Annotated in this window: 27 protein-coding genes and 1 pseudogene; 20 read left to right on the top strand and 8 right to left on the bottom strand. The window is 65.6% G+C overall.

Going from position 1 to position 25,725, the window contains the following annotated elements:
* The 7 genes from crcB (at position 1) to AB8841_RS22585 (ending at position 6,265) form a co-directional block, all read left to right on the top strand.
* Positions 1-387, top strand: coding sequence for a fluoride efflux transporter CrcB (gene crcB / locus AB8841_RS22615; protein WP_370438030.1), 387 nt, complete (start codon positions 1-3; stop codon positions 385-387).
* 110 nt (positions 388-497) lie between these two features.
* Positions 498-1,010 (top strand): hypothetical protein, encoded by a 513-nt coding sequence (locus AB8841_RS22610; RefSeq protein ID WP_370438029.1) that lies wholly within the window; start codon positions 498-500, stop codon positions 1,008-1,010.
* A 366-nt stretch (positions 1,011-1,376) separates the two neighbouring features.
* Positions 1,377-2,657 carry an RluA family pseudouridine synthase gene (locus AB8841_RS22605; RefSeq protein WP_370438028.1) on the top strand — a complete coding sequence of 427 codons (1,281 nt, stop codon included), beginning with the start codon at positions 1,377-1,379 and terminating at the stop codon, positions 2,655-2,657.
* A gap of 115 nt (positions 2,658-2,772) precedes the next feature.
* Positions 2,773-3,234 carry a hypothetical protein gene (locus AB8841_RS22600; protein WP_370438027.1) on the top strand — a complete coding sequence of 154 codons (462 nt, stop codon included), beginning with the start codon at positions 2,773-2,775 and terminating at the stop codon, positions 3,232-3,234.
* 126 nt (positions 3,235-3,360) lie between these two features.
* Positions 3,361-3,948, top strand: a complete 588-nt coding sequence (locus AB8841_RS22595) for a GNAT family N-acetyltransferase (RefSeq protein ID WP_370438026.1) — start codon at positions 3,361-3,363, stop codon at positions 3,946-3,948.
* 154 nt (positions 3,949-4,102) lie between these two features.
* Positions 4,103-4,378: a GNAT family N-acetyltransferase gene (locus AB8841_RS22590; protein WP_370438025.1), complete on the top strand. Its 276-nt coding sequence runs from the start codon at positions 4,103-4,105 to the stop codon at positions 4,376-4,378.
* Between the two features lie 144 nt (positions 4,379-4,522).
* Positions 4,523-6,265, top strand: coding sequence for an ATP-dependent metallopeptidase FtsH/Yme1/Tma family protein (locus tag AB8841_RS22585; RefSeq protein ID WP_370438024.1), 1,743 nt, complete (start codon positions 4,523-4,525; stop codon positions 6,263-6,265).
* Positions 6,266-6,396: 131 nt separating this feature from the next.
* Here AB8841_RS22585 and AB8841_RS22580 read toward each other — a convergent pair whose 3' ends face one another.
* Positions 6,397-7,965, bottom strand: a complete 1,569-nt coding sequence (locus AB8841_RS22580) for a sensor histidine kinase (RefSeq protein ID WP_370438023.1) — start codon at positions 7,963-7,965, stop codon at positions 6,397-6,399.
* A gap of 225 nt (positions 7,966-8,190) precedes the next feature.
* Here AB8841_RS22580 and AB8841_RS22575 point away from each other — a divergent pair, with 225 nt between their 5' ends.
* From AB8841_RS22575 to AB8841_RS22565, 3 genes are all read left to right on the top strand, one after another.
* A complete protein-coding gene (locus tag AB8841_RS22575) occupies positions 8,191-8,316 on the top strand; it encodes a hypothetical protein (RefSeq protein ID WP_370438022.1) in 126 nt (41 codons plus the stop codon).
* 18 nt (positions 8,317-8,334) lie between these two features.
* Entirely contained in the window at positions 8,335-9,000 is a 666-nt protein-coding gene (locus AB8841_RS22570; RefSeq protein WP_370438021.1) for an HAD-IA family hydrolase, read from the top strand.
* Between the two features lie 80 nt (positions 9,001-9,080).
* Entirely contained in the window at positions 9,081-9,818 is a 738-nt protein-coding gene (locus tag AB8841_RS22565) for an ATP12 family chaperone protein (RefSeq protein ID WP_370438020.1), read from the top strand.
* Between the two features lie 285 nt (positions 9,819-10,103).
* On the opposite strand, the gene AB8841_RS22560 is transcribed toward AB8841_RS22565, so the two are convergent.
* Positions 10,104-10,481 (bottom strand): hypothetical protein, encoded by a 378-nt coding sequence (locus tag AB8841_RS22560; protein ID WP_370438019.1) that lies wholly within the window; start codon positions 10,479-10,481, stop codon positions 10,104-10,106.
* Positions 10,482-10,634: 153 nt separating this feature from the next.
* Here AB8841_RS22560 and AB8841_RS22555 point away from each other — a divergent pair, with 153 nt between their 5' ends.
* Genes AB8841_RS22555 through AB8841_RS22545 form a run of 3 tightly spaced genes read left to right on the top strand, consistent with a single transcriptional unit; the run spans position 10,635 to position 13,439 of the window.
* Positions 10,635-12,167, top strand: a complete 1,533-nt coding sequence (locus tag AB8841_RS22555) for an acyl-CoA carboxylase subunit beta (protein ID WP_370438018.1) — start codon at positions 10,635-10,637, stop codon at positions 12,165-12,167.
* Positions 12,168-12,169: 2 nt separating this feature from the next.
* Positions 12,170-13,240 carry a PLP-dependent cysteine synthase family protein gene (locus AB8841_RS22550; protein WP_370438017.1) on the top strand — a complete coding sequence of 357 codons (1,071 nt, stop codon included), beginning with the start codon at positions 12,170-12,172 and terminating at the stop codon, positions 13,238-13,240.
* Positions 13,241-13,286: 46 nt separating this feature from the next.
* Positions 13,287-13,439 carry a hypothetical protein gene (locus AB8841_RS22545; RefSeq protein WP_370438016.1) on the top strand — a complete coding sequence of 51 codons (153 nt, stop codon included), beginning with the start codon at positions 13,287-13,289 and terminating at the stop codon, positions 13,437-13,439.
* 94 nt (positions 13,440-13,533) lie between these two features.
* On the opposite strand, the gene AB8841_RS22540 is transcribed toward AB8841_RS22545, so the two are convergent.
* Both AB8841_RS22540 and AB8841_RS22535 read right to left on the bottom strand, forming a co-directional pair.
* Positions 13,534-14,151 carry an alpha/beta hydrolase gene (locus tag AB8841_RS22540; protein WP_370438015.1) on the bottom strand — a complete coding sequence of 206 codons (618 nt, stop codon included), beginning with the start codon at positions 14,149-14,151 and terminating at the stop codon, positions 13,534-13,536.
* 46 nt (positions 14,152-14,197) lie between these two features.
* The gene (locus tag AB8841_RS22535; protein WP_370438014.1) at positions 14,198-15,127 is read right to left on the bottom strand and encodes a ring-cleaving dioxygenase; all 930 of its coding nucleotides are present in this window, start codon (positions 15,125-15,127) and stop codon (positions 14,198-14,200) included.
* A 316-nt stretch (positions 15,128-15,443) separates the two neighbouring features.
* Here AB8841_RS22535 and AB8841_RS22530 point away from each other — a divergent pair, with 316 nt between their 5' ends.
* From AB8841_RS22530 to AB8841_RS22515, 4 genes and pseudogenes are all read left to right on the top strand, one after another.
* Positions 15,444-15,857, top strand: coding sequence for a hypothetical protein (locus AB8841_RS22530; RefSeq protein WP_370438013.1), 414 nt, complete (start codon positions 15,444-15,446; stop codon positions 15,855-15,857).
* A gap of 132 nt (positions 15,858-15,989) precedes the next feature.
* Entirely contained in the window at positions 15,990-17,990 is a 2,001-nt protein-coding gene (locus AB8841_RS22525; protein ID WP_370438012.1) for an acetyl-CoA carboxylase biotin carboxylase subunit, read from the top strand.
* Positions 17,991-18,018: 28 nt separating this feature from the next.
* Positions 18,019-18,429 (top strand): annotated as a pseudogene (locus AB8841_RS22520) (gamma-glutamylcyclotransferase family protein); the annotation flags it as partial.
* Between the two features lie 233 nt (positions 18,430-18,662).
* Positions 18,663-18,956 (top strand): acylphosphatase, encoded by a 294-nt coding sequence (locus AB8841_RS22515; protein ID WP_370438011.1) that lies wholly within the window; start codon positions 18,663-18,665, stop codon positions 18,954-18,956.
* Between the two features lie 210 nt (positions 18,957-19,166).
* Here AB8841_RS22515 and AB8841_RS22510 read toward each other — a convergent pair whose 3' ends face one another.
* The gene (locus tag AB8841_RS22510; RefSeq protein WP_370438010.1) at positions 19,167-19,574 is read right to left on the bottom strand and encodes a rhodanese-like domain-containing protein; all 408 of its coding nucleotides are present in this window, start codon (positions 19,572-19,574) and stop codon (positions 19,167-19,169) included.
* Between the two features lie 72 nt (positions 19,575-19,646).
* Here AB8841_RS22510 and AB8841_RS22505 point away from each other — a divergent pair, with 72 nt between their 5' ends.
* Together AB8841_RS22505 and AB8841_RS22500 are read left to right on the top strand one after the other, a co-directional pair.
* On the top strand, positions 19,647-20,339 hold the full coding sequence (locus tag AB8841_RS22505) for a DUF599 domain-containing protein (protein WP_370438009.1): 693 nt from the start codon (positions 19,647-19,649) through the stop codon (positions 20,337-20,339).
* On the top strand, positions 20,332-20,613 hold the full coding sequence (locus AB8841_RS22500) for a DUF3253 domain-containing protein (protein WP_370438008.1): 282 nt from the start codon (positions 20,332-20,334) through the stop codon (positions 20,611-20,613). Before AB8841_RS22505 ends, AB8841_RS22500 begins: the two co-directional genes overlap by 8 nt.
* Here AB8841_RS22500 and AB8841_RS22495 read toward each other — a convergent pair.
* Both AB8841_RS22495 and AB8841_RS22490 read right to left on the bottom strand, forming a co-directional pair.
* Positions 20,574-21,407 (bottom strand): YdcF family protein, encoded by an 834-nt coding sequence (locus AB8841_RS22495; protein WP_370438007.1) that lies wholly within the window; start codon positions 21,405-21,407, stop codon positions 20,574-20,576. The genes AB8841_RS22500 and AB8841_RS22495 overlap by 40 nt on opposite strands.
* A gap of 23 nt (positions 21,408-21,430) precedes the next feature.
* Complete coding sequence (locus AB8841_RS22490) at positions 21,431-22,132, bottom strand: ribonuclease activity regulator RraA (RefSeq protein ID WP_370438006.1); 702 nt, start codon at positions 22,130-22,132, stop codon at positions 21,431-21,433.
* Positions 22,133-22,477: 345 nt separating this feature from the next.
* Between AB8841_RS22490 and AB8841_RS22485 the strand changes: the two genes are divergently transcribed.
* Complete coding sequence (locus AB8841_RS22485) at positions 22,478-24,058, top strand: hypothetical protein (protein WP_370438005.1); 1,581 nt, start codon at positions 22,478-22,480, stop codon at positions 24,056-24,058.
* A 175-nt stretch (positions 24,059-24,233) separates the two neighbouring features.
* On the opposite strand, the gene AB8841_RS22480 is transcribed toward AB8841_RS22485, so the two are convergent.
* Positions 24,234-25,406 (bottom strand): isovaleryl-CoA dehydrogenase, encoded by a 1,173-nt coding sequence (locus AB8841_RS22480; RefSeq protein WP_370438004.1) that lies wholly within the window; start codon positions 25,404-25,406, stop codon positions 24,234-24,236.
* Positions 25,407-25,725 lie beyond the last annotated feature (319 nt).

The following is a 25,725-nucleotide window of genomic DNA, read 5'->3' as shown; positions in this document are numbered from 1 at the left end:
ATGAAGGCTTATCTCCTCGTCTTTCTCGGCGCCGGAATCGGCGGGGCTGTCCGCCATGCCGTGAATGTCGGCTGCGCCCGCTACTGCGGCATGGCCTTTCCCTGGGGCACCCTGACCGTGAACGTGGTGGGGTCGTTCCTGATGGGCGCCATCGCCGGATGGCTGGCGTTCAAGGCGGGCGGGGGATGGAGCCAGCCGCTGCGCCTTTTCCTCACCACGGGCATTCTCGGCGGCTTCACGACGTTCTCGGCCTTTTCCCTCGACGTGGTGCTGATCTGGGAGCGCGGGGAGGCGGGGATCGCGGCCGGATATGTCGCGGCCTCGGTCCTGCTCTCCCTGGCTGCGCTGGTGTCGGGACTGGCCGTGATCCGCGCGATGGCCGCCTGACGACGGCCGGCCGGGGAAAACTCTCCGGCAACGGAGGCATGGTCGAATAATTCGCGGTCGGAAGTGTTGTTTATGACAAGAGTGAGTTGGCCCTAACGGAGGGCATTGTCATGAACGTCGCATTCGAGTCCAAATCCCTGTCCAAACCGAAACTCAAATCCTTGTTGATCGCCGCCGTCATCGGCGCGGGAGCCATCGCGCTCGCCGCGCCTGCCGATGCGCGAATAGGCGGCATGGGCGGCTTCCATGGAAGTATGGGGGGCTTTGGGGGCATGGGAGGATTCCACGGCGGCATGGGCGGATTCCATCCGTTCTTCATGCATCCGGGCTCCCATGTCGGCTTCAACCCAGGCTTCCGCCCCGGCTTTGCCGGGCGTCCCTTCTTCAGGAACCGCGCGTTCTTCGATCACGATCGCTTCCATCACAATAATGGCTTCGCCTTCGGCCTGGTGAGCGGGGCGCTCCTCGGAGGCCTGGCTTACGGCTATCCCTACGACTCCTATTATGATTACGGGTATCCCACCTACGGCGTCGCCTATGGCGGCGACTGCTATGTGGTTCCCCGCCGGGTCGTGAACCCATGGGGCCGCATCGTCCTGCGCCGCGAGGTGGTGTGCGACTAGAGCATCGATCCCCCAAGTGGGAACCGGTTTTGCGTGAAAAGATGCTCAAGTCCAAAATGTCGAAGCGGCGGACGTGAGTTCGATCATGTCCGCCGCTGTAGCGTAAAGGCTTACCGACAGGCGACCGGGAGAGAGCCCGGATGGTCTTTCGGACAAGTCGCCCGGCATGGCAACGTGCCGGGCGATCCTCATGATCCCGTCGGCGCGGCACGATGCGCTGTTCTATCGTGGGAGCATCGGATTCGACCCCAAAAAGTGGATTCCGCTTCCCGCGTCCGACGCTCATGGGTCGAGAGATGCCGCCACGGTCAAAATGATTCCGGTGCTCGATTGCCGCCCGTGCGGCGCTCTGGTACCCACGATCTCATGAAAAAAAGCAGTTCAGGACAGAATAACGGCGCCCGAGGCGGTCGCGCGGGCTCCCGCCAGGGGTTCCGCTCCCGCGAGGACGGGCCCGCACGCGCGGGCGGGCCTTCGAAGAAGGCCCCCGCGAAGAAAGCCCCCGCGAAAGCGGCCGGGAAGGCGCCGCGCCCCTCGGCAGCCGCTCGCAGCGAGAAACCTGCCGCCCGTGCGACGGCACGGCCCGCGGCTGCGGAAGCGCCGCGGCAGCCGACGCGCGCCCAGGCCAAGGCCGCGGCGCAAGAGGTGCTGGCGACCGGCGTGCAGACGCTCGTGGTCGAGCCCGACGAGGCCGACATGCGGGTCGACCGCTTTCTGGTCGCGCGTTTCCCGCAGCTGGCCTTCACGCATATCCAGCGCATCGTCCGAAAGGGAGAGTTGCGGGTCGACGGCAAGCGCGCGGATCCCAGCGACCGCCTGACGCCGGGACAGAAGGTCCGCGTTCCCCCGCTCAAGCTCGATCAGCCGCGCCCCGTATCGCGCAATGCGGGCAAGGATCAGAGCGACCGCGAGTTCCTGCAATCCATCACGCTCTATGAGGACAAGGATGTCCTCATCATCAACAAGCCCATGGGGCTGGCGGTGCAGGGCGGCTCCGGCACCACGCGCCATGTGGACGGCCTGCTCGAATGCATGCGCGATGCGGAGGGCCAGAAGCCCCGCCTCGTGCACCGTCTCGACAAGGACACCGCGGGCTGTCTCGTCATCGCCAAGACGCGCTTTGCCGCCTCCACCATGGCGAAATCCTTCCGCTCGCGCACCACGCGCAAGATCTATTGGGCGCTGGTCGCAGGCGTGCCGCGCGTCCGCCAGGGGCGCGTTTCGACCTATCTCGCCAAGGAAGGCGACGAGGGCGATGCGCGCATGAAGGTGGCGCATCACGGCGACGAGGGCGCAAGCCACGCGCTCACCTATTATGCCGTCGTCGACACGGCGGCTCAGAAGCTCGCCTGGCTCTCCCTGAAGCCGGTCACCGGGCGGACGCACCAGCTGCGCGCACATACGGCCCATATCGGCCATCCCATCGTCGGCGACCCGAAATATTTCGACATCGAGAACTGGGAGCTGCCGGGCGGCATTCAGAACAAGCTGCATCTGCTGGCGCGGCGCATCGTGATCGCTCATCCGAGAACCGGAAAACCGATCGACGTCACGGCGCCGCTGCCGCCGCACATGCAGCAGAGCTTCAACCTGCTCGGGTTCGATACGACTCAGTACGATCCGATCGTCGAGGCCCCTGAGGCGTAATCCGGACTATCCGTTTTTCGATCCCTTCTTGTCGCACTTTTGCCGTGGGCAGGGCGCACCATTGATTGCCTCGATCATCCAGCGGATGACCGGGACATTGGCAAGGAGGAGATCGATGGAACACAAAGATCTCGACTATCTCCGTAGCGTAGCCGACGTTCAGCCGAGGCCTCTCACCCATGAGGAGCGGCTCGACCGGTGGATCAGCCTTCTCGAGCGCGATCCGACACGACGCCTGAATTCTCTCGGTGAAATCGAATACAAGCCTCCGACGGAGCGGGCCCTGGTCCGGGAGGACAATTCTCCCCTGACCGTTGCCTACGAGGACCCGATCCTGCGGGCGGACGGCCTTGCGAGCGACCGGCTCGGAGATGCCATGCGGTATTTCGGACTCACCGACGGGCAGGCGCATTATGCCCTTTGCTCGTGCCTGAGCGGACACACGGCAGAATCGGGAGCCTTCGCCCAGCGCCTGCGCAACACGACGGGCGACGTGGCCTGGCAGCAGGCCATCGGAGCCTGGGCTCTCGCGAGCCTGGCAGTGGGTCTGCCGGCGCTCGTGTACTTCTTGCGCTGAGCCGAGCGAAAGGGCCGTGACCTCTCCTGTCGGCCGGGGAAAAGCGCATTCCCCGGTCGGTGCCGTTTGACTGTGGCTGCAGGGTCGACGATGAATGGCGAAGCTTCAGCGTGAAAGGCTTTCTCCATGCTTCGCATCGAGCCCGTGACCCTCTCGACCGACCGGCTCATTCTTCGCCCTTTGAGCCTCGATGACGTGCCCGCTCTGGGCGAGGCCGCCATGGACGGGGCTCTCTGGGAGAAGAAGACCACGACGGTGCCGAGGCCCGAAGGCTTCGAGGAGTATGTGCGAAAAGCCCTGGAACTGCAGGCGGCGGGCCTTGCTCTTCCCTTCGCCACGGTGGTCCGGGACGGCGGGCGTGTCGTCGGATCGACGCGCTACATGAATATCGATGCGGCCAATCACAGGGTGGAAATCGGCACGACCTGGATCGCGGGATCCTGGCAGCGCACCTTCGTGAACACCCATGCAAAGTTTCTCATGCTCCGCCATGCCTTCGAGGCGCTCGGCTGCCACGCGGTCGAGATCCGGACGCATTCGCTCAACGACCAGTCTCGCGCCGCCATCGAGCGCCTCGGCGCCAAGCTCGACGGCATCCTGCGCCGCCACATGATCATGCCCGACGGGCATATCCGCGATACGGCGGTCTACAGCATCCTCCAGGAGGAATGGCCCGAGGTGAAAGCGCGGCTGCAGCAGCGCCTGGAGGCTTGAGCATTCCCGCCTCCCGGAACGCGTCTCGCAAGGGAAGCGTTGAACCAGGCGGGTCCGATGCTCCCACGATAGAACAGCGCATCGTTTGACCGGACCCGAAGGGCCACGTTCATGAAAACCGGGTCCACACGATGCGCCAGGATGGAGTTGAGGAATGGGCAGCGCCGTTCGCGACAATACAGCAGGCCACCGCTTCGAACTCGAACGGAACGGCCATCTTGCCTTCGCCAATTATGAACGCCGCAACTCGTCTCTCGTCATCCGGCATGTCGAGGCGGCCGTTCCGTTGCGTGGCACGGGCGCCGCGGGCGAACTGATGCGCGGCGTCGCCGAGATCGCCCGGGCCGAAGGCCGCAAGATCACGCCTCTCTGCGGCTACGCTCACGCCTGGATCCGGCGGCACAAGGAGTTTCACGACCTTCTGAGCTGACCGGAGCGCTATCCGAAAAGGGTGTGCCTTTTCGCCGTACTGCGGAGCGATGCCAAAAAGACTACAGGTTGGACTTCATCGACAAGAAACGAAGTTCGACAGGGGGCGTCCGTGTCCGGTGTGATCGAGAAAGCAAGAAGGCTCTTGCGCAGGAAAAGTGTTGCCGTCAGCGCCGCCATTCTGGCTCTGGCGGTGGTCGCAACCGCCATATCCGTGCCCTTTTTCCTTTCCGAGACGGTCGACGAGATCGCCTATTCGGACTTCTCCCGCGAGCTCGAGGCGGGCAAAATCCGCAAGGTCCAGGTTCACGAGGGAGGCCTCTCGGTCTGGATCGACGACCAGAAGGCGTTCGTGCGGGTGCCAAGCTCGCATTTGAGCGCCCTGACCGTCGACCGGGCGACGGCCGCGGGCGCGCAGGTCGTCTTCCAGCCGTCCGGAATCGACCCCGCCCATGCGGCGAGCTTCGTGATTTCCCTCATCATGGTCGCGGCGGTTCTGGCGCTCGTGGCCGTCCAGGTGGATTTCAAGCCGACATCGCGCTGGCCCCGCGCCGTCAAGAACGTTCCCGACCGCTTCGACCATGTGGCAGGCCAGGAGGAGGCGAAGGCCGAATTGCAGGAAGTCATCGCCTTCCTCAGCGACGCCCGGGCCTTCGAGCGGGTCGGGGCCCGCATCCCCAAGGGGGTGCTGATGGTCGGCCCGCCCGGGACCGGCAAGACCCTTATCGCCAAGGCTCTCGCGGGCGAGGCCGGCGTATCCTTCATGGCCGTGGCGGGCAGCGACTTCTCCGCCCCGCTGATCGGCATCGCCAAGAGCCGCGTGTCCAAGCTGTTCGAGCAGGCCCGCAGGCGCGCTCCCTGCCTGATCTTCATCGACGAGATCGACGCCATCGGCCGCAAGCGCGGCGGCGGCGGGTCGGCGGCGGACCGGGAGTTCGAGTCGACGCTGAACCAGCTCCTGGTGGAGATGGACGGTTTCAACACGACCAGCGGCGTCATCGTGATCGGCGCGACCAACCGGGTCGACGTGCTCGATCCCGCCCTGCTGCGCCCCGGCCGCTTCGACCGGCAGGTCCATATCGGCCTGCCCGACATCACGGGCCGTGAGGCGATCCTCTCGGTGCATGCGCGCAACGTGAAGCTGGCGTCGGGCGTCGAGCTCGCATCGATCGCCCGGGGAACGCCTGGCTTCTCGGGGGCCGATCTGAGCAACCTCCTCAACGAGGCGGCGATCTTCGCGGCGCGCGACGGTCTGGCCGAGATCTGCCGCGAACACCTGGAGGCCGCCCGCAACAAGATCATCATGGGGCTGGAGCGCCGTTCCCTCGTGATCAGCACGGAGGAGCGCAGACTCGTCGCGGTGCACGAGGCTGGCCATGCCCTCTGCGCCTGCCTGACTCCGGGCTCCGACAAGGTGCACAGCGCCACCATCATTCCGCATGGCCAGGCGCTGGGTCTCGTCATGCGCCTGCCTGAGAACGACCGCTACTGCATTCCCGTGGAAAAGCTCGAAGCCGACCTCATCGTCGCCATGGGCGGACGCGCCGCGGAGGAGGTGGTCTTCGGCCCCCGCAAGGTCACGACGGGCGCCGCGAGCGACATCGCCCACGCGACCAGCATCGCCACGCGCATGGTCACGGAATGGGGCATGAGCCCCGCCATCGGCATGGTGAAGGTGGCCCGCTCGGGCGACAGCTTCCCGCGCGAGGCGGAACAGGAGATCCGTCGCATCGTCGAAGAGATGTATGCGGCCGCCAAAGCCTGCATCGAGGACAACCGCGAGGGGCTCGACGCTCTCGTCGATGCGCTCCTGGAGCACGAGACCATCGAGGGCGACGAGGTCCGCCGGATCGTGTCTCCGACGCAAAGGCGGCTCGCAGCCGCCTGATTGCAGGCTCGGAACTCTCCGCGAGCGCATCGTGCGAAAAAGTGGCCCGGTTTTTCGCAAGGACGATGCACTCATCCAAGAAGGGAGCATCGGAGCGATCCCAAAAGTGAATTCCACTTATGGGTCCGATGCTATAGGCGCGCGTTGATCGTGCAGACGACCCCTGTCGGCGCGAAGTCGATGGTGACCGACCCGCCGAGCTCCTGGGCGAGGCTGCGCTCGATGAGCCGGGTTCCGAAGCCCCGGCGTTCGGGCGTCGCGACGGGAGGGCCGTCCATTTCCCGCCAGGTCATCTTGAGCCGCGGGCTGGATTCCCGGTCCGGAACGATCCATCCGATGGCGACATGTCCGCCCTCGCGCGACAGGGCGCCGTATTTGACCGCGTTGGTGCCGAGTTCCTGAAGGGCCATGGCAAGGGCAAGAGCGATGCGGGGTGGCAGGCGGATGTCGGGGCCGGACACCTCGAACCGGTCTTTCGCCCCGCGAAACGGCTCGATCGCCTGTTGAACCAGCTCCGCCAGGGAGGCTCCGTCCCAGTTCTCGCGCGTGAGGACGTCGTGAGCGCGCGAGAGGGCGAAAAGGCGGCCCTCGACCGCCTCGCGGGCTTCCGTGGTGGTCGCCGCGCTGCGCAGGCTCTGGGTGGCGATCGACTGCACGGTGGCGAGCGTGTTCTTGACCCGGTGATTGAGCTCGTTGATCAGCAATTGCTGATGTTCTTCCGCTTTCTTGCGGGCGGTGATGTCCAGGGCGACCCCAATGGTGCGGGCCGGAACGCCGTTGTCGATATCCAGCAATTCGACCCGCAGCAACAGCCAGCGCAGCGAGCCATCGGGCCAGACGACCTGCAGCTCCGTTTCGGCGAAGCGGTCGCCCCGGGCCAGGGCCTCCAGGGTCACCCGCCAGAGCCTGACCCTCTCACCCGGCGCAAGGCGCTGCCGGATGTCGATCGTGGTCGGCATGAAAGCCGGGGGCAGACCGAGAAGGCGGTTCAGCTCCGGCGAGGATTTGATCGTGCTTGTGGCGGTGTCCGCTTCCCAGATCGCCATATGCCCGGCGTCGATGGCCAGGCGCAGCCGGGCCTCGCTCTCGGACAGCGCGGCTTGCGATTGCTTGATGTCCGTCAGATCGGAGGCGAGCACGTAGAAGCCGGCGACGCTGCCATCCCCCCGCTGGTCCGGAATGTACTCCGATTTGACGTAGCGCAGTCCGCTGGGGAAATGCGCCCACCATTCATGACAGACACGCTGTCCCGAGAAAACGGCGTCGATGAGGGGCTTCACGCGGCCATAGGTGGCCTCTCCGACGGCGTCCTTCAGCTGAACGCCGAACAGGTCCTCGGGGGATTGGAGCAGCCAGGTCTCGTAGGCCCTGTTGTTGAAGCGGTAGCGCTCGTCGCTGTCGACATAGGCGATCAGGGCGGGAAGGTTGTCGGCGATCTGCCTGAGCTTCTCCTCACTGGCGCGCGCGCGCGTTTCGCTTTCGCGCAAGCGGCTCTCGTCCGCCTGCAGGGAATCGCGCGAGACCTGCAGGGCGTCGATGCGCAGAGATGCGGAGGACAGCTCCTGCGCATGTCCACGGCCTCGGGCCTCGTGATGCAATGCGGCCGCCTGCGCGAGTTCGTCCTGTTCGCGGAGCCGTAGGCGCAGTTCACTGTTGGCGCGCTCCAATTCCTCGATCCGCCGCAGAAGGTTGTCGTTCACTGTGTCGGGAGCCTTGATTCGATTGTCTTGGTTCGGTCGTCTTGGTTCGTTCGTCTTGGCAAACTTGGCGGGCTTGCTGAAAAATAGTGCTTATTCGACCCGTGGCGAGTCCGGACAGATGGTCGCTCGCCCGGCCCGACATCCCCAGGCTTCGACGGGAGTGATGCTCTAGCAGGAAGCGGATGAATTGAATAAGGTGCCGCTTCAGAAAAGGGGCAATGGGTGATGAAGCGTCTCCTCCAAGCGATCTTCGTAATCGGCATCGGATTCCTGGCGACCGCCTGCGACAAGTGCGGCAACTGGAACATCAATACGCCCCAGTTCTGTCATGGTTCCCATCCTCAGGGCTGAGCGAGCGGGGACGTCCTGGTGAAGCTCATTCTCTTCGATGTCGACGGAACGCTCGTCGACAGTCAGAACGTCATCGTGGCCTCGGTGTGCGGGGCGTTCCACGCCTATGGGCTGGAGCCGCCGAGCCGGGAGCGCGCCCTCTCGATCGTCGGCCTGTCGCTGGTGGAGGCCTTTACGGTGCTCGCCGGGCCGAAGGCTCCGGTGGAAGGTTTGGCTCAGGCCTACAGGGATGCCTATACCGTTCTGCATCGGGATCCGGTCAACGAGGCGCCGCTCTTTCCGGGGGCAGGCGAGTGCATCGCATGGCTCAAGGGCCGCGACGACGTGCGTCTCGGGCTTGCGACGGGCAAATCCCGAAAAGGGGTCGTGCGCCTGATTTCACAGCAGGGCTGGGAGGGGGTCTTCGCCACGACCCAGACCGCCGACGACGCGCCCTCGAAACCTCATCCGGCCATGATCCTGCAGGCGATGGCGGCCATCGGCGTTGCACCGGAAGACACGTTGATGATCGGCGATTCCAGCTACGACATGGGAATGGCGCGGGCCGCCGGGGTGCTTCCGATCGGTGTGTCCTGGGGCTTCCAGCCTGTCGCGGCGCTGAACGAGGCGGGGGCTCACCGCATCGTCGACAGCTATGGGGAACTCGAGCCGATGCTCCGGACTTTCATCGCGAACCTCTCGTAACTTTCCGTCCGATCGCCTATTTCTCCCCCATGACAGATTCTTCACGCGACTGGTTCCCATCACAGGACGAGCCCGACCCCATGCGGGCGGCCCAAGCCGGCATGAAGCCCATGCTGCCGAAGCGCTTCTATAAGGAGGCGGGCGTCGCGGAGCGGGACGGCCTCTTCCATCTTGCCCTCGACGGGCGGATGGCGAAAACCCCGGGCAAGCAGGCGCTGGCGGTGCCGTCGCGCGCGCTCGCCGAGGCGATGGCCCGGGAATGGGCGGCACAGGAGACCGAGATCGATCCCGCGACGATGCCGATCACCCGCATCGTCAATTCCGCCATCGACGGCGTGGCGGCGCGCCGGGCCGAGGTGGTGGAGGATCTGGTGCGATATGCGGGATCCGACCTCGTCCTCTACCGCGTGAGCGAGCCCGCGAGGCTCGTCCAGGCGCAGGATGATGCCTGGAACCCGATTCTGGATTGGGCCAGGGACAGCCATGGCGCCCGCTTCACCCTGGCGGAAGGCGTCATGCACGTGACCCAGCCGGATGAGGCGGTCGCCGCGATCCGGTCGGCCCTCGAGCGGATCGATTCGCCCTTCGCGCTCGCCGCCCTGCATGTGATGACCACGCTTTCCGGATCGGTGCTGATCGCCCTGGCCCATGCCTTGGGGCCGCTCGACCCCGACGGGGCCTGGGCCGCCGCCCATGTGGACGAACTGTACCAGGAAAGCGTCTGGGGCGAGGACGAGGAAGCCATGGAGCGCCGCCGCAGGCGCGAGGCCGATTTCAGGGCCGCCTCCGAGGTCTACCGCCTCGGGGCCCTCTCGTAACGAACCCGCCGGCGCCGATGCCCGGCGGGTTTTTCCCGAGCGCATCGTGCGGAAAAGTGGACCCGGTTTTTCGCCAGAACGATGCGCTCATTCCAAAAAGAGAGCATCTAATTGATCCCAAAAGTGCAAATCCACTTTTGGGTCCGATGCTCCGGCGCATCGTGCGAAAAAGTGGATCCGGTTTTCCGCCAGAACGATGTGCTCATTCCAAGAAGAGAGCATCGGATTCGATCCCAAAAAGTGGAGTCCACTTTTCACGTCCGATGCTCTAGATCTTTCGAGGGCTTAGACGCGGCGGAAGGTGATGCCGCAATGCCTTCTGACCGAGGCTTCCTCGATTGCCTGCATCTGGCCCTTCAGGCGTCCGAGCTCGGCCGCCTGGGCGCCGTTGCCGCCGACGAAGAAGGCGGCGGGCCAGAAGACCACGAGGGCGGCGGTGGTGGCGATCGTATCCCGGATGCGGGCGGAATCCTGCGTGCCCGCGGCTGCGGCTGCGGCTGAACTGACCCGCTGGGCCTCGGCGCTCAGCTCGCGGCAGCTATAGCCGGAGTACATGGACGAGGAGACGTAGGATGCCGCCACGTCCTCGGAGCGGCTGGCGCAGCCGGCGGCCGACAGGGAGAGGGCGAGGGCGAGGGCTGCAAGAGCTTTCATGGTGTTCATGGTTTATCCATTATAATGTTATAACGGAGCTGTCTTAGCGCGCGGGAGCCGTCCTGTGAAGTGCTCCGGAGCACACTTCCTTCGTGGGACTTTGGGGCGGCTTATGGCTGTGCTAATCGGGAGCGATCCATCTCCCGGTATCAGGGACTATCCATGAAAGACATTCTCGAACGGCTTGAAGAGCGGCGGGGGCAGGCCCGCCTCGGCGGCGGCGCCAAGCGCATTCAGGCGCAGCATGGCCGCGGCAAGCTCACGGCGCGCGAGCGCCTCGAGCTGTTGCTCGACACGGGCTCGTTCGAGGAGTTCGACATGTTCGTCGAGCACCGCTCGGCGGATTTCGGCATGGACCAAGCCAAGATCCCGGGCGACGGCGTCGTCACCGGCTGGGGCACGGTCAACGGCCGCACGGTCTTCGTCTTCGCCAAGGATTTCACCGTGTTCGGCGGCTCGCTCTCCGAGGCCCATGCCCAGAAGATCACCAAGATCCAGGACATGGCCCTGAAAATGCGCGCTCCGATCGTGGGCCTGTTCGATGCCGGCGGCGCGCGCATCCAGGAGGGCGTGGCCGCGCTCGGCGGCTACGGCGAGGTGTTCCGGCGCAACGTGATCGCCTCCGGGGTGATCCCGCAGATCTCGGTCATCATGGGCCCGTGCGCGGGTGGCGACGTCTATTCGCCGGCCATGACCGACTTCATCTTCATGGTGCGCGACCGCTCGTACATGTTCGTCACCGGCCCCGACGTGGTCAAGACCGTCACCAACGAGACCGTCACGGCCGAGGAGCTCGGCGGCGCCAAGGTCCACACCACCAAGTCGTCGGTCGCCGACGGCGCCTACGACAACGACGTCGAGGCGCTGCTGCAGGTGCGCCGCCTGCTCGACTTCCTGCCCGCCAACAACATGGACGGCGTGCCGGAAATCCCGAGCTTCGACGACCCGGACCGGGTGGACGCCAGCCTCGACACGCTGATCCCGGACCATCCCAACAAGCCCTACGACATGAAGGAGCTGATCCTGAAGGTCGTGGACGAGGGCGACTTCTTCGAGCTCCAGGAGGCGTATGCCAAGAACATCCTGACCGGCTTCGGGCGCCTCGAGGGCCGCACGGTGGGGTTCGTGGCCAACCAGCCGATGGTGCTGGCGGGCGTGCTCGACTCGGATGCCTCGCGCAAGGCGGCGCGCTTCGTGCGCTTTTGCGACGCGTTCAACATCCCGATCGTCACCTTCGCGGACGTGCCGGGGTTTCTGCCCGGCACGGCGCAGGAATATGGCGGCCTGATCAAGCACGGCGCGAAGCTGCTGTTTGCCTATGCGCAGGCGACGGTGCCGCTGGTGACGGTGATCACGCGCAAGGCCTTTGGCGGGGCCTATGACGTGATGGCGTCCAAACATATCGGCGGCGACGTCAACTATGCCTGGCCATCGGCGCAGATTGCCGTGATGGGAGCCAAGGGCGCGGTGGAGATCATCTTCCGCCAGGATCTGGGCGATGCCGACAAGATCGCGGCGCGGACCAAGGAATACGAGGACCGCTTCATGTCGCCGTTCGTGGCGGCCGAGCGCGGCTATATCGACGAGGTGATCATGCCGCATTCGACCCGCCGGCGGATCGCCCGGGCGCTCGCCATGCTGCGGCATAAGGAAACCGAGCAGCCCTGGAAAAAGCACGATAATATTCCGCTATGATCATGCCAGTTTCATGCAACCGCTCCTGGGTTTCCACCGCCATCCAGATCATCGAGGCGGATTTCAACCGCTCGTCGGATACGCATCTCCTGCAGGTGCCGCTGCCGGCCTTGCCCGGCATATCGCTGTACCTGAAGGATGAATCGACCCATCCGTCGGGCAGCCTCAAGCATCGGCTGGCGCGTTCGCTGTTCCTGTACGGGCTGTGCAACGGCTGGATCGGGCCGAACACGACGATCATCGAGGCATCGAGCGGATCGACGGCGGTGTCGGAGGCCTATTTCGCCCGGATGCTGGGTTTGCGCTTCATCGCTGTGATGCCGCGCTCGACCTCCGCCGAGAAGATCGCGCAGATCGCCTTCTATGGCGGCGAGAGCCATTTCGTGGATTCGCCTGCCGAGATGTACGAGGAGAGCGCGAGGCTCGCCCGCGATCTCGGCGGCCATTACATGGACCAGTTCACCTATGCCGAGCGGGCTACGGACTGGCGCGGCAACAACAACATCGCGGAATCCATCTTCAGCCAGATGGCCCATGAGGAATATCCGGTGCCGCGCTGGGTCGTGGTCGGCGCGGGCACCGGCGGCACCTCGGCGACGCTCGGGCGCTACATCCGCTATCGCCGCCTGCCGACGAAGCTGTGCCTCGCCGATCCGGAGGCCTCGGTCTTCCATCGGCACCTGGCGGACCGCAGCGTATGCACCACCAGCGAGCCGCCTTCCGTCATCGAGGGCATCGGCCGGCCGCGCTGCGAGCCGTCCTTCGTGCCGGAACTCATCGACCGGGCCTATGCGGTGCCCGACGACGCGAGCATCGCGGCAGCGCGGGTTCTCTCCCGGCGCATCGGCCGATCCTGCGGCGGCTCGACCGGCACCAATCTCTGGGCTGTGGCGCAGATCGTCGGCGACATGGTGCGGCAGGGCGAGACAGGCTCGGTGGTAACGCTGCTGTGCGATTCCGGCGACCGCTACCGCTCCACGCATTTCAACGACGACTGGCTCAAGGAGCGCGGCATCGACATCAAGCCTTCCGAGGAGGCCATCGAGCGCTTCTTCGAAACGGGGGTTCTCTAGAGCATCGGACGTGAAAAGTGGATTTGCACCTTTGGGATCCAATCCGATGCTCCACTCCTTCAATGGCGCATCGTTCGGCGCGGGCCCGAAGGGCCACGGTCGTGAAAACCGGGTTCAATTTTCGCCCGATGCGCTGCTCTATCGTGGAAGCATCATTCTCGTCATGCCCGGACTTGAGCCGGGCATCCACGTCTTTTGACTTGGTCGGCTCGTGAAGACGCGGATGGCCGTAAACCAAGTGCGGCCATGACGATGAATGATGAGGGCGTGAGGCGCTATTCGCGCCGGCGCCGCTACGTCCCTTGCTCCGAAAACCACTTCACGAGCAGCTGCAGGTCGGTCTGGGACAGCCCGTGCCCGGTCGGCAGTGTTTCATGCGTGACCTCCGCTCCCGACGCCGCGAGCGATGCGGCGAGCCGCGCCGCGTTGTCGGCCGGAATGATCGGATCCATCAGCCCCGACACCATCAGCACGCGCTTGCCTGTAAGATCGCTCTTGGGCTCATTCTGGAACGGCACCATGGCGCGCAGCAGCGCGGCGCCCGACAGCGCCGCGGGACGCAGCATCAGCATCGCGGCGGCGATGTTCGCGCCGTTGGAGAAGCCGAGCGCGATCGGAGCCTCAAGGCCATAGGCCTTGCGCGCGTCGGTGACGAAATCGGCGAGTTCGCCGGTGCGAAGGCGCAGGTCCTCCTCGTCGAACACGCCTTCCGCCAATCGGCGGAAGAAGCGCGGCATGCCGTTCTCCAGCACCTTGCCGCGCGGGGAGAGCAGGGCGGATCCGGGCGAGACCATGCGGCCCAAGGAGATCAGGTCGTTCTCGTCTCCGCCCGTGCCGTGAAGCAGCAGGAGAGGCGGGCGGCCGGGCTCGGTGGCGGGCTCGTAGCGATGGATAAAGGACAGCTCGGTCATGGGTTTTCTCACCTTGTCCTCTCCCCCGAAGGGGAGAGGGTTTTCGTCAAGCCAGCTCAGGCAGACGAGCCTCGATCTTGGGGCGGCTCGGCTCGAGGAAGGCGGGCAACTTGAGTTCGCTTCCCAGGCGATCCTCCGCCTCGTCCACGGCAAAGCCGGGCGCATCGGTGGCGATCTCGAACAGAATACCGCCGGGCTCGCGGAAATAGACGGAACGGAAGTAGTTCCGGTCCTTCTGCTCCGTAGTGTGGAGGCCGTATTTCTCCGCGAGAGTCTTCACCATCCTGGCCTGGTCGTCATCGTCCGCGGCCCGGAATGCGACGTGATGCACCGACCCGCCGCCCATGCGCTCCGGCAGGAAGCCGCCGACGCTGCGGATATCGACGGTGCCGCCGATGGCGGCGTCGCTCCTGTAGCGCACGAGAGAGCCTTCCCGCGCCACTTCGCGGAAGCCGAGGACATCCGTGAGGATCGCGCCGGTGGGCTCGCCGTTCTCCACGAGGAGCGTCACGCCCTCCAGGCCCCGGATGGCATGTTCCGCCGGAATCTCGCCCGCCGCCCAGGCCTCCTCGGTCCCGGCATCGGCGACTCCGACGAGGGCCAGGCTGGTGCCATGGGGATCCTTGAAGGGCAGGACGCTCTCGCCGAAGCGCTTCTCCAGCGCGCCATGCTCGACGCCCTGCTCGATGAAGCGATGGCTCCAGTAGCCGAGGGAGCTTGCCGGCACGCGGAAGGCGGTCTCGGAGGTCGAGCCGATTCCGGTCCGACCGGGAGCCACATGCTCCCAGGGGAAGAAGGTGAGGATCGATCCCGGGCTGCCGTGGCTGTCGCCGAAATAGAGATGGTAGGTGCCGGGATCGTCGAAATTGACCGTCTTCTTGACGAGACGAAGCCCGAGGACCCGGGTGTAGAAATCGAGGTTGCGACGGGCCGGACCCGCGATGGCGGTGACGTGATGAATACCGTGGTGTCGCATGAGCGTGTTCCTTAACGAGCGGCAGCGAAAAGCGCGCCGCATGACGCCAAGATATGTACCATCGGTGCGGAAGGGAGTGCGGAAAGGGCGATCTTGCGGGAATGCAAGCGACATGGAGCCCCGCATTCAAATCCGCATGGCTGCTCGAAATTCGGGGCGACTAAGAAACCGGCAACCAAAAAGTCTCAGCAAGGCTTAACCTCAACGGCGATTCAGCATTTCGCGTTAACGGTTTACGCTGCCGCCCGTGTGAAACTCATCCCACGCAAGAGATCGACCGGCCTGTCGCAGATGAGGGCCGGAGGGAGCCATGGGGATGATGAAGGACAGCCTTCGCCAGTTCATCGACAATGCCGCGGATTGCAATTTCATTTCCGCCGATGCCGTGAAGGCGCTCACCGGCGAAGTGCTGCGGGATGGCATCACCAGCCGCCTGGAGGTGGAGACGCTGCTGGCCGTGGACCGCATCGTCGAGGCGGACGAGAGCTGGGGGGTGGCGCTCACCAGGCTCGTGGTGGATTTCGTGGTATGGAAACGGCAACCTCATGGGGTCGTGAGCAACGACGATGCCCTGTGGCTGGCCACCGTTCTGGAGGTCAGCGGCCCCAGCCGCAACGCCATGACCATCGCCTATGCCATTCTCGACGAGGCGGGCTACGTGGACGTGGCGCTCCTCGACTTCATCATGCGCGGACGCCAGCGGGCCCGGATGAGCCTCGCGGCCGCCTGAGCGCCGGCCCATCGTTATCTAACCTAAATACTGAACCTGGCCCTGCTTCCCCAAGGCACCGATGTGCAGTAACGGAGGTGGGGCCAAGTCCTTTTGTGGCAAGTTCTTTTGTGGGTGGAGCGTCCGAGGCTCATGTTCGACAAGATTCTGATTGCGAACCGCGGCGAGATCGCGTGCCGGGTGATCAAGACCGCCCGGCGCATGGGCCTCAAGACGGTGGCGGTCTATTCCGAGGCCGATCGCGACGCCCTGCACGTCGAGATGGCCGACGAGGCCGTCCCGATCGGCCCGGCCGCGGCCGCCCAGTCCTATCTCGCGATCGAGAAGATCGTCGCGGCCTGCCAGGCGACCGGCGCCCAGGCGGTCCATCCCGGCTACGGCTTCCTGTCCGAGCGCGAGGCCTTCGCCACCGCCCTGGCCGAGGCCGGCATCGTGTTCATCGGGCCTCATCCCGGCGCGATCGCCGCCATGGGCGACAAGATCGCGTCCAAGAAGGCCGCCGCCGCCGCCGGGGTCTCGACCGTGCCGGGTTATCTCGGCGTGATCGACGGCCCCGACCAGGCGGTCGCGATCGCCGACGAGATCGGCTACCCGGTGATGATCAAGGCCTCGGCCGGCGGCGGCGGCAAGGGCATGCGCATCGCCCATGCCGCCGCCGAGGTCGCCGAGGGCTTCGCGCGCGCCAAGTCGGAGGCGGCCTCGTCGTTTGGCGACGACCGCGTCTTCATCGAGAAGTTCATCACCGATCCGCGCCACATCGAGATCCAGGTGCTCGGCGACAAGCACGGCCACGTGATCTTTCTCGGCGAGCGCGAATGCTCGATCCAGCGCCGCAACCAGAAGGTCATCGAGGAGGCGCCCTCGCCGCTGCTCGACGCGGCCACCCGCCGCCGCATGGGCGAGCAGGCTGTGGCGCTCGCCAAGGCGGTCGGCTACGATTCCGCCGGCACCGTCGAGTTCGTCGCCGGCCAGGACAAGGCGTTCTACTTCCTCGAGATGAACACCCGCCTGCAGGTCGAGCATCCGGTGACCGAGATGATCACCGGCATCGATCTCGTCGAGGAGATGATCCGGGTCGCGGCCGGCGAGCCGTTGCGCCTGCGCCAGGCCGACGTGCGGCTTAGCGGCTGGGCGGTGGAAAGCCGCATCTATGCCGAGGATCCGGTGCGCAACTTCCTGCCCTCGACCGGCCGCCTCGTCACCTACCGGCCGCCGCCGGAGGGCACGGCGGATGGCGTGAGCGTGCGCACCGACACCGGCGTCGATGAGGGCGGCGAGATCTCGATCCATTACGATCCGATGATCGCCAAGCTGGTGACGCATGCGCCGACCCGCGCGCAGGCGATCGCCGCCCAGGCGCAGGCGCTCGATGCCTTCGCGATCGCCGGCATCCGCCACAACATTCCGTTCCTCTCGGCGCTGATGCAGCACCCGCGCTGGAAGAGCGGCAAGCTCTCGACCGGCTTTCTCGCCGAGGAGTTCCCGCACGGCTTCACGGTGCCGGCGCCGGAGGGCGCGGTGGCGCTTCGCATGGCGGCCGTGGCGGCGGCGATCGATCACCTCATGAACGAGCGCAAGCGCCAGATCTCGGGCCAGCTGCGCCCGGCCGCCGCGCTCCGGTTCGAGCGGGAACGGGTCGTGCTGCTCGGCGCCGCCCGGTACGACGTGGTGATCGAGGACCGCGACGGCGGCGTTGCCGTGGTGCTCGACGGCCAGTCCTGGCCGGTGGTGTCGGCCTGGCGGCCGGGCGAGCCGGTCTGGACCGGCACGGTCGGGGGCGAGGCCATCGCCGTGCAGGTGCGGCCGCTCCTCAACGGGGTGGCGCTGGCGCATGCGGGCGCGGCGGCCGAGGTGCGGGTCTATACCCGGCGCGAGGCGGAGCTGGCCGCGCTGATGCCGGCGCGCCAGGAGGCGGATACGGGCAAGCGGCTGCTGTGCCCGATGCCCGGCCTGGTGAAGGCGATCAGCGTCAGCCCCGGCCAGGAGGTCAAGGCGGGCGAGCCGTTGTGCATCGTCGAGGCGATGAAGATGGAAAACGTGCTGCGCGCCGAGCGCGACGGCACCATCGCCAAAATTCACGCCAAGGAAGGCGATAGCCTCGCCGTCGACGCGGTCATTCTCGAATTCGCCTGAGAGCCGCCAGTCCCGCAGGACAGGTCCCATGCCCCTTTACTTCGCCTATGGCTCCAACATGGACCGGGTCGCGATGCTTCAGCGCTGCCCGGCCTCGAAGCCGGTCGGCATCGCGCGGCTCATGCGTCACCGCTTCATGATTTTCGATGAAGGCTACGCGACCGTTACGCGCGATCCGCAGCGCACGGTCTGGGGCATGGTGTGGGATCTGGCGCTTGCGGACGTGCCCGCGCTCGACCGCTATGAGAGCCTCTCGACCGGCCTCTACGCCAAGGTGGTCCAGCCGGTCGTCACGGAGCAGGGGCCCCGCCGCGCCGTGGTCTATATCGGGCGAAGCGCCAAGCCCGGCACGCCGCGTCCCGGCTACATGGAGGGCGTCATCGAGGCGGCCATCCATGCAGGGTTGCCGGAGGACTACGTCCGAAGCCTCGGCCCGTGGCTGCCGAACCGCCACGGCGCGCCTGCGCCCGCCCCGCAGGCCCCGAAGGTCCGTCCGCTCTGGGCCGCGCCTTCGAGCACGATCCGCAAGTAGGATATCTGCAGCCTCTCCGCCTGCCCGAACCTTTGCCGTAGGCATGCGTTGAATCCCGTGTTGCATGATCCTTCGATGCGACCGAAGGTGGGCTCGACGGCGCGCGATGCCCGACATGCGTAATGTGAGAGCAGGAAACAATGATCGCGAACCGGATTGCTCATGTGCGGATACACGGACGGGTTCAGGGGGTCGGCTTTCGCGTCTGGACGCAGCACCAGGCTCAGCTGCATGGATTGACGGGCTGGGTCCGCAACCGGGCGGACGGCAGTGTCGAGGCGGTGTTCTCAGGCCCGGGCGAGATGGTCGAGGTCATGCTCAAGGCCTGCCATGAAGGGCCGGCCGGGTCCCTGGTGCAGCTGGTCGAGCCGGTCGAGGGCGCCGATCACGAACTCGACCACGCAAACGGCTTCGAAGTGCGCAGAACGGCTTAGCGCATCGCGGACTAAGGCGGGCCGCGCGAGCGAAAAGTGGACCCGGTTTTCACGAACGTGGCCCTTCGGGTCCGCTCGCAACGATGCGTTCGTCTAAGAAGAGAGCATCGGATCGACCCGGCGGGTCCGCTCAAGCGATGCGCTCCTCGAGTCTATGGTCTCGAGCGTCTTTTCGCGCAAAACCAGTTCCAACTTCCCGCGTTCGATGCTCTAAGCCTGTTTCGCCCCGACTTCGACAGGACCGCCCGCATCCTTCCAGGCCGTGAAGCCGCCCTCGACATGCGCCACGGGCTTCAACCCCATGTCCTGCGCCGTGGCCGCGGAGAGGGCGGAGCGCCATCCGGCGGCGCAGAAGAACACGAAGGTCTTGTCCTGATTGAAGACCGGCTTGTGGTAGGGGCTTTCCGGATCGATCCAGAATTCGAGCATGCCGCGCGGGCAATGGACGGCGCCGGGCATGCGGCCCTCCCGCTCCAGCTCGCGCGGGTCCCGCAGATCCACGAACACCACGTCCTCGCGTCCATGCAGGGCGATTGCCTCCTGAATGGGCAGAGTCTCGATCTTTGCGCTGGCCTCGTCGAGCAATGTCTTGTAGCCGCGGGTGATGGTCTGAGGCATAGCCGGTTCGCTCCACTTTGAGGCCATCAACAAACTGGGCATGATAGCGACAGAGTCAACGGGAGGCGCAGTTTGCTCGGATTCACCTTGGTCGATTATACGGCGCTGATCTTCTTCGTCGTGGCGTGGCTCGGCTACCATGGAGCCGTCGAGCTGACCGGTGCCGGACAGAAGAGCCTCAACAGGATCATGAATCAGTATCGCTTTCGCTGGATGGAGCAGCTGGTCGTGCGCGAGAACCGGATCGTGGACACCACGATCATGGCCTCCCTGATGAACGGCACGGCCTTCTTCGCCTCCACCTCCCTGATCGCAATCGGCGGCGTGCTGGCGCTTCTGCGCTCGGCGGACGAGGTTCTGCCGATCTTCGGCGAGCTGCCCTTCGGCCCTCCGATGACGCGCCTCGCCTGGGAGGTGAAGGTGATCGGCCTCGCGATCATCTTCGTCTATGCCTTCTTCAAGTTCGCCTGGTCGTACCGCCTGTTCAACTACATGGCCATCATCGTCGGCTCCGTCCCCATCCTGAAGGACGGAAACCGGGAGGAGGCGCTTGCCGTGGCGCGCCAGGCCGCCGCCATGAACGTGGTCGCCGGCAAGCATTTCAACCGGGGACAGCGGGCCTTTTTCTTCTCGCTCGCCTATCTCGGCTGGTTCATCGGCGCCTATCTGTTCATCGCCGCGACGGCAGCGGTTCTGTTCGTCATGTGGCGCCGTCAATTCATATCCGACGCGCATGACGCCGCCTTGGGACACGAGCATGATTAAAGACGCGAAACCGGAAGACCTCGAAACTGTCCTGCTCTCGCTCCTTGAGGAGCGCGGACCGGGCAAGACCATCGGACCCGCCGATGTCGCTCAGGCGGTCGGCGGCAACCAGCCGGAAGGCTGGGGCCCTCTCATGCAGCCGGTGCGGAAGGTGGCCGTGCGCCTGATGAAGGAGGGGCGGATCGTGATTCTGCGCAAGGGCCGTCCGGTCGACCCCGACGATTTTCGCGGAACCTACAGGCTCGCGCTTCCCGCCGCCGATGGGGAGGCGTGAGGAGCCGGGAACAGCACGTTCATGCGGCCCGCCAGGTAATAACCGACGAGCCCGGCCCATTCCTTCGCCACCACATCGAGCCGCCGCAATCCGTCGGAAATAGACGCGAAGATGTAGAGATTGTTCGCGCCGCCACCGGTCCGGAAATCCACCGGATAGGGAGTGACGGGAAAGCCCACCTTGTCGAAGACCCCCACAGCGCGGGGCATGTGCCACGCCGAGGTCACGAGAAGCCAGCGCTCGCCGTCCTTGGGCTGCACGAGCGCGCGCGAATAGAGCGCGTTTTCCGCCGTCGTGCGCGAGCGGTCCTCGATGATGAAGCGGGCCGGGTCGATGCCGATGCTCTTGAAGTAATCCGCGACGACGGGCGCCTCGTCGACGCCGTCGCCGAACACCGTGCCGCCGCCGCCGGAAATCAGGATGCGCGCCTGCGGATAGCGATGGGCGAGCTGGATCGTGTCGAGAATGCGCTCCGCCGCCTCGTTGGCGGCGATCTGTCCGCGCGAAACGGAGTCCGACGCATCGATGGCGCCGCCGAGCAGGATGATTCCATCCACCGGCTTTCCGTCGTCCTGAAACTGAGGAAAGCGCTCTTCCAGTGGCGCCATGAGAAAGGTGGCGACGGGCAGGAGCCCGAGCGCGATCGTCGCTACCGTGGCGACGATCGCAAGGCCCAGTCCGAATCCCCGCAGGCGGCGCACCAGCGCGACGAGGAGGCTCAGCAGGATCAGGCTGAGAAGCAGGTTGGACGGCGTGGCGAAGAACCAGGCGATCTTAGAGACGTAGTAAAACACCAGCCATCCTTCTGCGTTGGGGGTTAAACCTTGGACTCGGCCTCGTAGCGGGCCTTCGTCTCCGCGTTCGGCGGGTAGAGCCCGGGGAGGGGAACGCCCTTCTCCACTTCGCGCATGACCCACAACTCGTAGCGTTCCTGCTCGACGGCGGCTTTCGCCACATCCTCGACGAGGGCGGCGGGAATGACCACCACGCCGTCGCGGTCCGCGACGATCACGTCGTCGGGGAAGATCGCGACGCCGCCGCAACCGATGGGCTCCTGCCAGCCGACGAAGGTGAGGCCCGCCACCGAAGGCGGCGCGGCGACGCCCGCGCACCAGACCGGAAGATTCGTGCCCTCGACGCCGACCGCATCACGCACGGCGCCGTCCGTGACGAGCGCCGCGACGCCGCGCTTTTCCATGCGGGCCGTGAGGATATCGCCGAAGATGCCGGCATCGGTCACGCCCATGGAATCGACGACCGCGATGCAACCCTCGGGCATGGCCTCGATGGCCGCGCGCGTCGAGATCGGAGAGGCCCAGGACTCGGGCGTCGCCAGATCTTCGCGGGCGGGAACGAAGCGAAGCGTGAAGGCGCGGCCCACCATCTTCTCCGTCGCGTTGAAGGCTGGCATCGGCCCCTTCATCCAGCAGCGGCGGACGCCCTTCTTCAGCAGCACGGTGGTGATCGTGGCGGTGGAGGCGGCGCGCAGGGCGTCGGCGATCGTCTTGTCGAGAGTCATGAGAGTTTCCTGACGTTAGGATAGCTACTCATAGCGGGCGAGCGCGCGGAACGCCACCGCGAGAGATGCCTCCGCAAGCCCTGCCATTGTCATGCACCATTATTTCACGATTGCAAGAGGCTGAGGGATCACGTCGCGTTGAGCATGTCCCGATGACGCGTCGGCTCGGCCATCACGCGGGACGTACGGACGATCCGAGCAAAATGCCGCATCTCGGTCTTCTCCTCCGTTTCCGCATCAACTCGCTCTGAATGACCAGTTGACCTTGGCAGGCGGCGGGTTCTTATGACCGTCGCCGTAAGCCGAGTCGCGATGCGTTCGAAAAGCGGCTGTCGAGGGGCCGAGATGACGAAGTACAAGAGAGGCGGCATCGCTGTGGCGGCCGATGCCGATGCAGGCGGCGAACGTTCCTGGGTCGTGTTCAAGCAGATCGGGCTGGTGGCGGCGCTGATCCTCCTGCCGCTCTTCTATGCCCTCGTGCCGCCTCTGGAAGATTACCCCAACCACCTGGCGCGGATGCACGCCCTCGCAAGCCTTCCCGGCAACGAGGCCTTGTCCCGGTTCTACGAGGCGGCCTGGGCGCCGGTTCCGAACCTCATCATGGACCTGATCGTGCCGCCGCTGACGCCGCTCCTCGGGGTCTATACCGCGGGACGGGTCTTCGTCGGACTGACGCTTCTTCTCATGCTGCTCGGGCCGGTCGTGCTGCAGAGGGTCCTCAACGGCCGCTGGTCCGCCTGGCCGCTCGTGGGCGGCCTCTTCGTCTATAACGGCTTTCTGTTCACGGGCCTGATGAACTACCTGTTCGGCGTCGGCGTCGCCGTTTTCGGCCTCGCCGCCTGGATGGCCCTCGGTGAAAGGCACTGGCTCGTCAGAGCCGTGGTCAGCGTGGCGTTCTGCGCCGTGCTCTACGTCTGTCACCTCTCGGCGCTGGGCCTCTATGGCCTTGGCATCGGAAGCTTCGAGTTCTGGCGGTTGTGGACGCAAAAGGGCTGGCGGCCGATGCCTCTCGTGAAGAGCGCACTCGCCCTCGGCTTGCCGTTCCTGCCTTTCCTCTATCTTCTCGTCACGAGCCCCACATGGGGACTCTCGCACGACATCGTCTGGGAATCGCAAGGGAAGTTCGAGGCGATCACGCTCTTCTTCTCGGTCTATTCGGACTTTACCGACATCCCGTTCCTCATTCTCATCGCGGCTGCGATCGGGATCGCCATCCGCCGCGGGCTGGTTCGGTTCCATCCGGCGGGCGTGATCGTGGCGGGCATCCTGACGATCGCCTTCCTGGCGATGCCCCGCATGGCGTTCGGCTCATGGATGGCGGATCAGCGGCTCGTCGTTGGCATCTTCTTCATGAGCCTGGGCTTCATCTCGGTCGACCTGAAGAAGCTCGAAAACCACAACGCCTTCTTCGCGATCTGCCTCGTCGCCATCGCGTTTCGCATCGTCGACGTCTCCGCCCATTGGGTCGCCCTCTCACAGCCCCTGCTGGAGCTCAGGACCTCGCTGCGCATGATGCAGCCGGGCTCGCGGCTGCTCGTCACCCAGGCGGACGATCCCGCCGAGGGAGCCGTCGACGCGGCGCTGTCGCATGCGCCCAATCTGGCCGTAATCGAGAGGTCCGCCCTGGTGTCGCGGCTGTTCGTCGTTCCGGGCAAGCAGATCCTGCGCGCCCGCGCAGGCCACGCCGCGCATGTGGATACGGAAGACGGCGACACGCCGACCATCAGCCGCGTGATCGTCGATGCGGACGAGCAGGGGGCTTCGGCCGACGGGCCGCATTACTGGGACCGCTGGCCGGACTTCTACGATTATCTAATCGTGCTCGGCACCGACCCCGACGAGACGGCCAATCCGGCGCCGGACCTGCTGCAGATCATGCATAACGGGCGTGGGTTCCAGCTCTACAAGGTCCGCAAGCCGTCTTAGAGCATCGTGCGAAACAATGGATCCGGTTCTTCGCGAGAACGATGCGCTCCTCTAGGAGGAGCATCGAACGCAAAACCGGTTCCCACGTCCCGCGTCCGATGCTCCAGGCCCGATCTCGCCCGCGCGGCTCACAAGGAGCGCCTTCGCGTCTTTCCGATGCGGGCGACGGCGTGACCTATGCGGTCTTCGCGAACAGCTCGCGACCGATCAGCATGCGACGGATCTCGCTGGTGCCCGCGCCGATCTCGTAGAGCTTTGCGTCGCGCAGAAGGCGGCCCGTCGGGTAATCGTTGATGTAGCCGTTTCCGCCGAGGAGCTGGATGGCGTCGAGGGCGCATTGCGTGGCCTTCTCGGCCGCGTAGAGGATCGCCCCGGCGGCGTCCTCGCGGGTGGTCTCGCTCCGGTCGCAGGCCTTCGCCACCGCATAGACATAGGCCTTCGCGGCGTTCATGGTCACGTACATGTCGGCCACCTTGCCCTGAACGAGCTGGAACTCGCCGATGGACTGGCCGAACTGCTTGCGCTCGTGAATATAGGGAAACACCACGTCCATGCAGGCCTGCATGATGCCCAAGGGGCCGGCGGCGAGCACGGCGCGTTCGTAGTCGAGACCGGACATGAGCACGTTCACGCCCTTGCCGACCTGTCCCAGCACGTTCTCCTCGGGCACCTCGCAATCCTCGAAGACCAGTTCGCAGGTGTCGGAGCCCCGCATGCCGAGCTTGTCGAGCTTCTGGTGCGTGGAAAAGCCTTTGAAATCCTTCTCGATGAGAAAGGCCGTGATGCCGCGCGCACCTGCCTCCGGGTCCGTCTTGGCGTAGACCACGAGCGTCTCGGCGCTCGGACCGTTGGTGATCCACATCTTGTTGCCGTTGAGCACGTAACGGTCGCCGCGCTTCTCCGCGCGGGTGCGCATGGAGACCACGTCGGAGCCCGAGCCGGGCTCCGACATCGCCAGCGCGCCCACATGCTCGCCGGAGATGAGCTTCGGCAGGTAGCGGCGCTTCTGGTCGTCCGTGCCGTTGCGGCGGATCTGGTTGACGCAGAGGTTGGAATGCGCCCCGTAGGAGAGGCCGACGGACGCCGAGGCGCGGGAGATTTCCTCCATGGCGATCACGTGCTCGAGATAGCCCAGGCCGGTGCCGCCGTATTCCTCCTCGACGGTGATGCCGTGGAGGCCAAGGTCGCCCATCTGGGGCCAGAGATCGCGCGGGAACTGGTTCGTGCGGTCGATCTCCTCGGCGCGCGGGGCGATCTTCTCCTGCGCGAAGTCGCGCACGGTTTCACGGATCGCGTCGGCGGTCTCGCCGAGGTCGAAATTGAAGCTTTGGGCGGCGTTCGGCAGCATTCCTGTTTCCTCCTTCGCCCATCGGCATCGGAAGCGCCGTGGACCGCTTGTCGTTCCGCATGATCTTGGACAGCGATGCTGACCTTTTCAAGGGGCCTGTCCGAATGCGTCACGGATTCCGGGGGAGGGCGGACTTCCGGGCCTGCGGCGGATCGAAAGGGGCGCCGCTCGATCGCCGGAACCGATGCCCGGCCTCAGGCCCGGCGCCAAAAGAAAACCCCCTCCATCAGGTGATGAAGGGGGCGCTCTGCCGGTTTCAGGAGGACCTGGGGAAAGGGCCTTGAAAACGGGCCTGGAGATCGGGGCTACAGCATCGGGT

It is taken from the genome of Microvirga sp. TS319 (assembly GCF_041276405.1).
Lineage (GTDB): Bacteria > Pseudomonadota > Alphaproteobacteria > Rhizobiales > Beijerinckiaceae > Microvirga.
The sequence above is the reverse complement of the archived record's forward strand: the minus strand, read 5'-3'. Positions and strand labels throughout refer to the sequence as shown.

What these genes read in the sequence shown, in the direction of transcription:
- crcB (WP_370438030.1), top strand. Translation starts at nt 1, where the DNA reads ATGAAGGCTTATCTCCTCGTCTTTCTCGGCGCCGGAATCGGCGGGGCT.
- AB8841_RS22610 (WP_370438029.1), top strand. Translation starts at nt 498, where the DNA reads ATGAACGTCGCATTCGAGTCCAAATCCCTGTCCAAACCGAAACTCAAA.
- AB8841_RS22605 (WP_370438028.1), top strand. Translation starts at nt 1,377, where the DNA reads ATGAAAAAAAGCAGTTCAGGACAGAATAACGGCGCCCGAGGCGGTCGC.
- AB8841_RS22600 (WP_370438027.1), top strand. Translation starts at nt 2,773, where the DNA reads ATGGAACACAAAGATCTCGACTATCTCCGTAGCGTAGCCGACGTTCAG.
- AB8841_RS22595 (WP_370438026.1), top strand. Translation starts at nt 3,361, where the DNA reads ATGCTTCGCATCGAGCCCGTGACCCTCTCGACCGACCGGCTCATTCTT.
- AB8841_RS22590 (WP_370438025.1), top strand. Translation starts at nt 4,103, where the DNA reads ATGGGCAGCGCCGTTCGCGACAATACAGCAGGCCACCGCTTCGAACTC.
- AB8841_RS22575 (WP_370438022.1), top strand. Translation starts at nt 8,191, where the DNA reads ATGAAGCGTCTCCTCCAAGCGATCTTCGTAATCGGCATCGGATTCCTG.
- AB8841_RS22565 (WP_370438020.1), top strand. Translation starts at nt 9,081, where the DNA reads ATGCGGGCGGCCCAAGCCGGCATGAAGCCCATGCTGCCGAAGCGCTTC.
- AB8841_RS22560 (WP_370438019.1), bottom strand. Translation starts at nt 10,481, where the DNA reads ATGAACACCATGAAAGCTCTTGCAGCCCTCGCCCTCGCCCTCTCCCTG.
- AB8841_RS22555 (WP_370438018.1), top strand. Translation starts at nt 10,635, where the DNA reads ATGAAAGACATTCTCGAACGGCTTGAAGAGCGGCGGGGGCAGGCCCGC.
- AB8841_RS22550 (WP_370438017.1), top strand. Translation starts at nt 12,170, where the DNA reads ATGCCAGTTTCATGCAACCGCTCCTGGGTTTCCACCGCCATCCAGATC.
- AB8841_RS22545 (WP_370438016.1), top strand. Translation starts at nt 13,287, where the DNA reads ATGCTCCACTCCTTCAATGGCGCATCGTTCGGCGCGGGCCCGAAGGGC.
- AB8841_RS22540 (WP_370438015.1), bottom strand. Translation starts at nt 14,151, where the DNA reads ATGACCGAGCTGTCCTTTATCCATCGCTACGAGCCCGCCACCGAGCCC.
- AB8841_RS22535 (WP_370438014.1), bottom strand. Translation starts at nt 15,127, where the DNA reads ATGCGACACCACGGTATTCATCACGTCACCGCCATCGCGGGTCCGGCC.
- AB8841_RS22530 (WP_370438013.1), top strand. Translation starts at nt 15,444, where the DNA reads ATGATGAAGGACAGCCTTCGCCAGTTCATCGACAATGCCGCGGATTGC.
- AB8841_RS22525 (WP_370438012.1), top strand. Translation starts at nt 15,990, where the DNA reads ATGTTCGACAAGATTCTGATTGCGAACCGCGGCGAGATCGCGTGCCGG.
- AB8841_RS22515 (WP_370438011.1), top strand. Translation starts at nt 18,663, where the DNA reads ATGATCGCGAACCGGATTGCTCATGTGCGGATACACGGACGGGTTCAG.
- AB8841_RS22510 (WP_370438010.1), bottom strand. Translation starts at nt 19,574, where the DNA reads ATGCCTCAGACCATCACCCGCGGCTACAAGACATTGCTCGACGAGGCC.
- AB8841_RS22500 (WP_370438008.1), top strand. Translation starts at nt 20,332, where the DNA reads ATGATTAAAGACGCGAAACCGGAAGACCTCGAAACTGTCCTGCTCTCG.
- AB8841_RS22490 (WP_370438006.1), bottom strand. Translation starts at nt 22,132, where the DNA reads ATGACTCTCGACAAGACGATCGCCGACGCCCTGCGCGCCGCCTCCACC.
- AB8841_RS22485 (WP_370438005.1), top strand. Translation starts at nt 22,478, where the DNA reads ATGACGAAGTACAAGAGAGGCGGCATCGCTGTGGCGGCCGATGCCGAT.
- AB8841_RS22480 (WP_370438004.1), bottom strand. Translation starts at nt 25,406, where the DNA reads ATGCTGCCGAACGCCGCCCAAAGCTTCAATTTCGACCTCGGCGAGACC.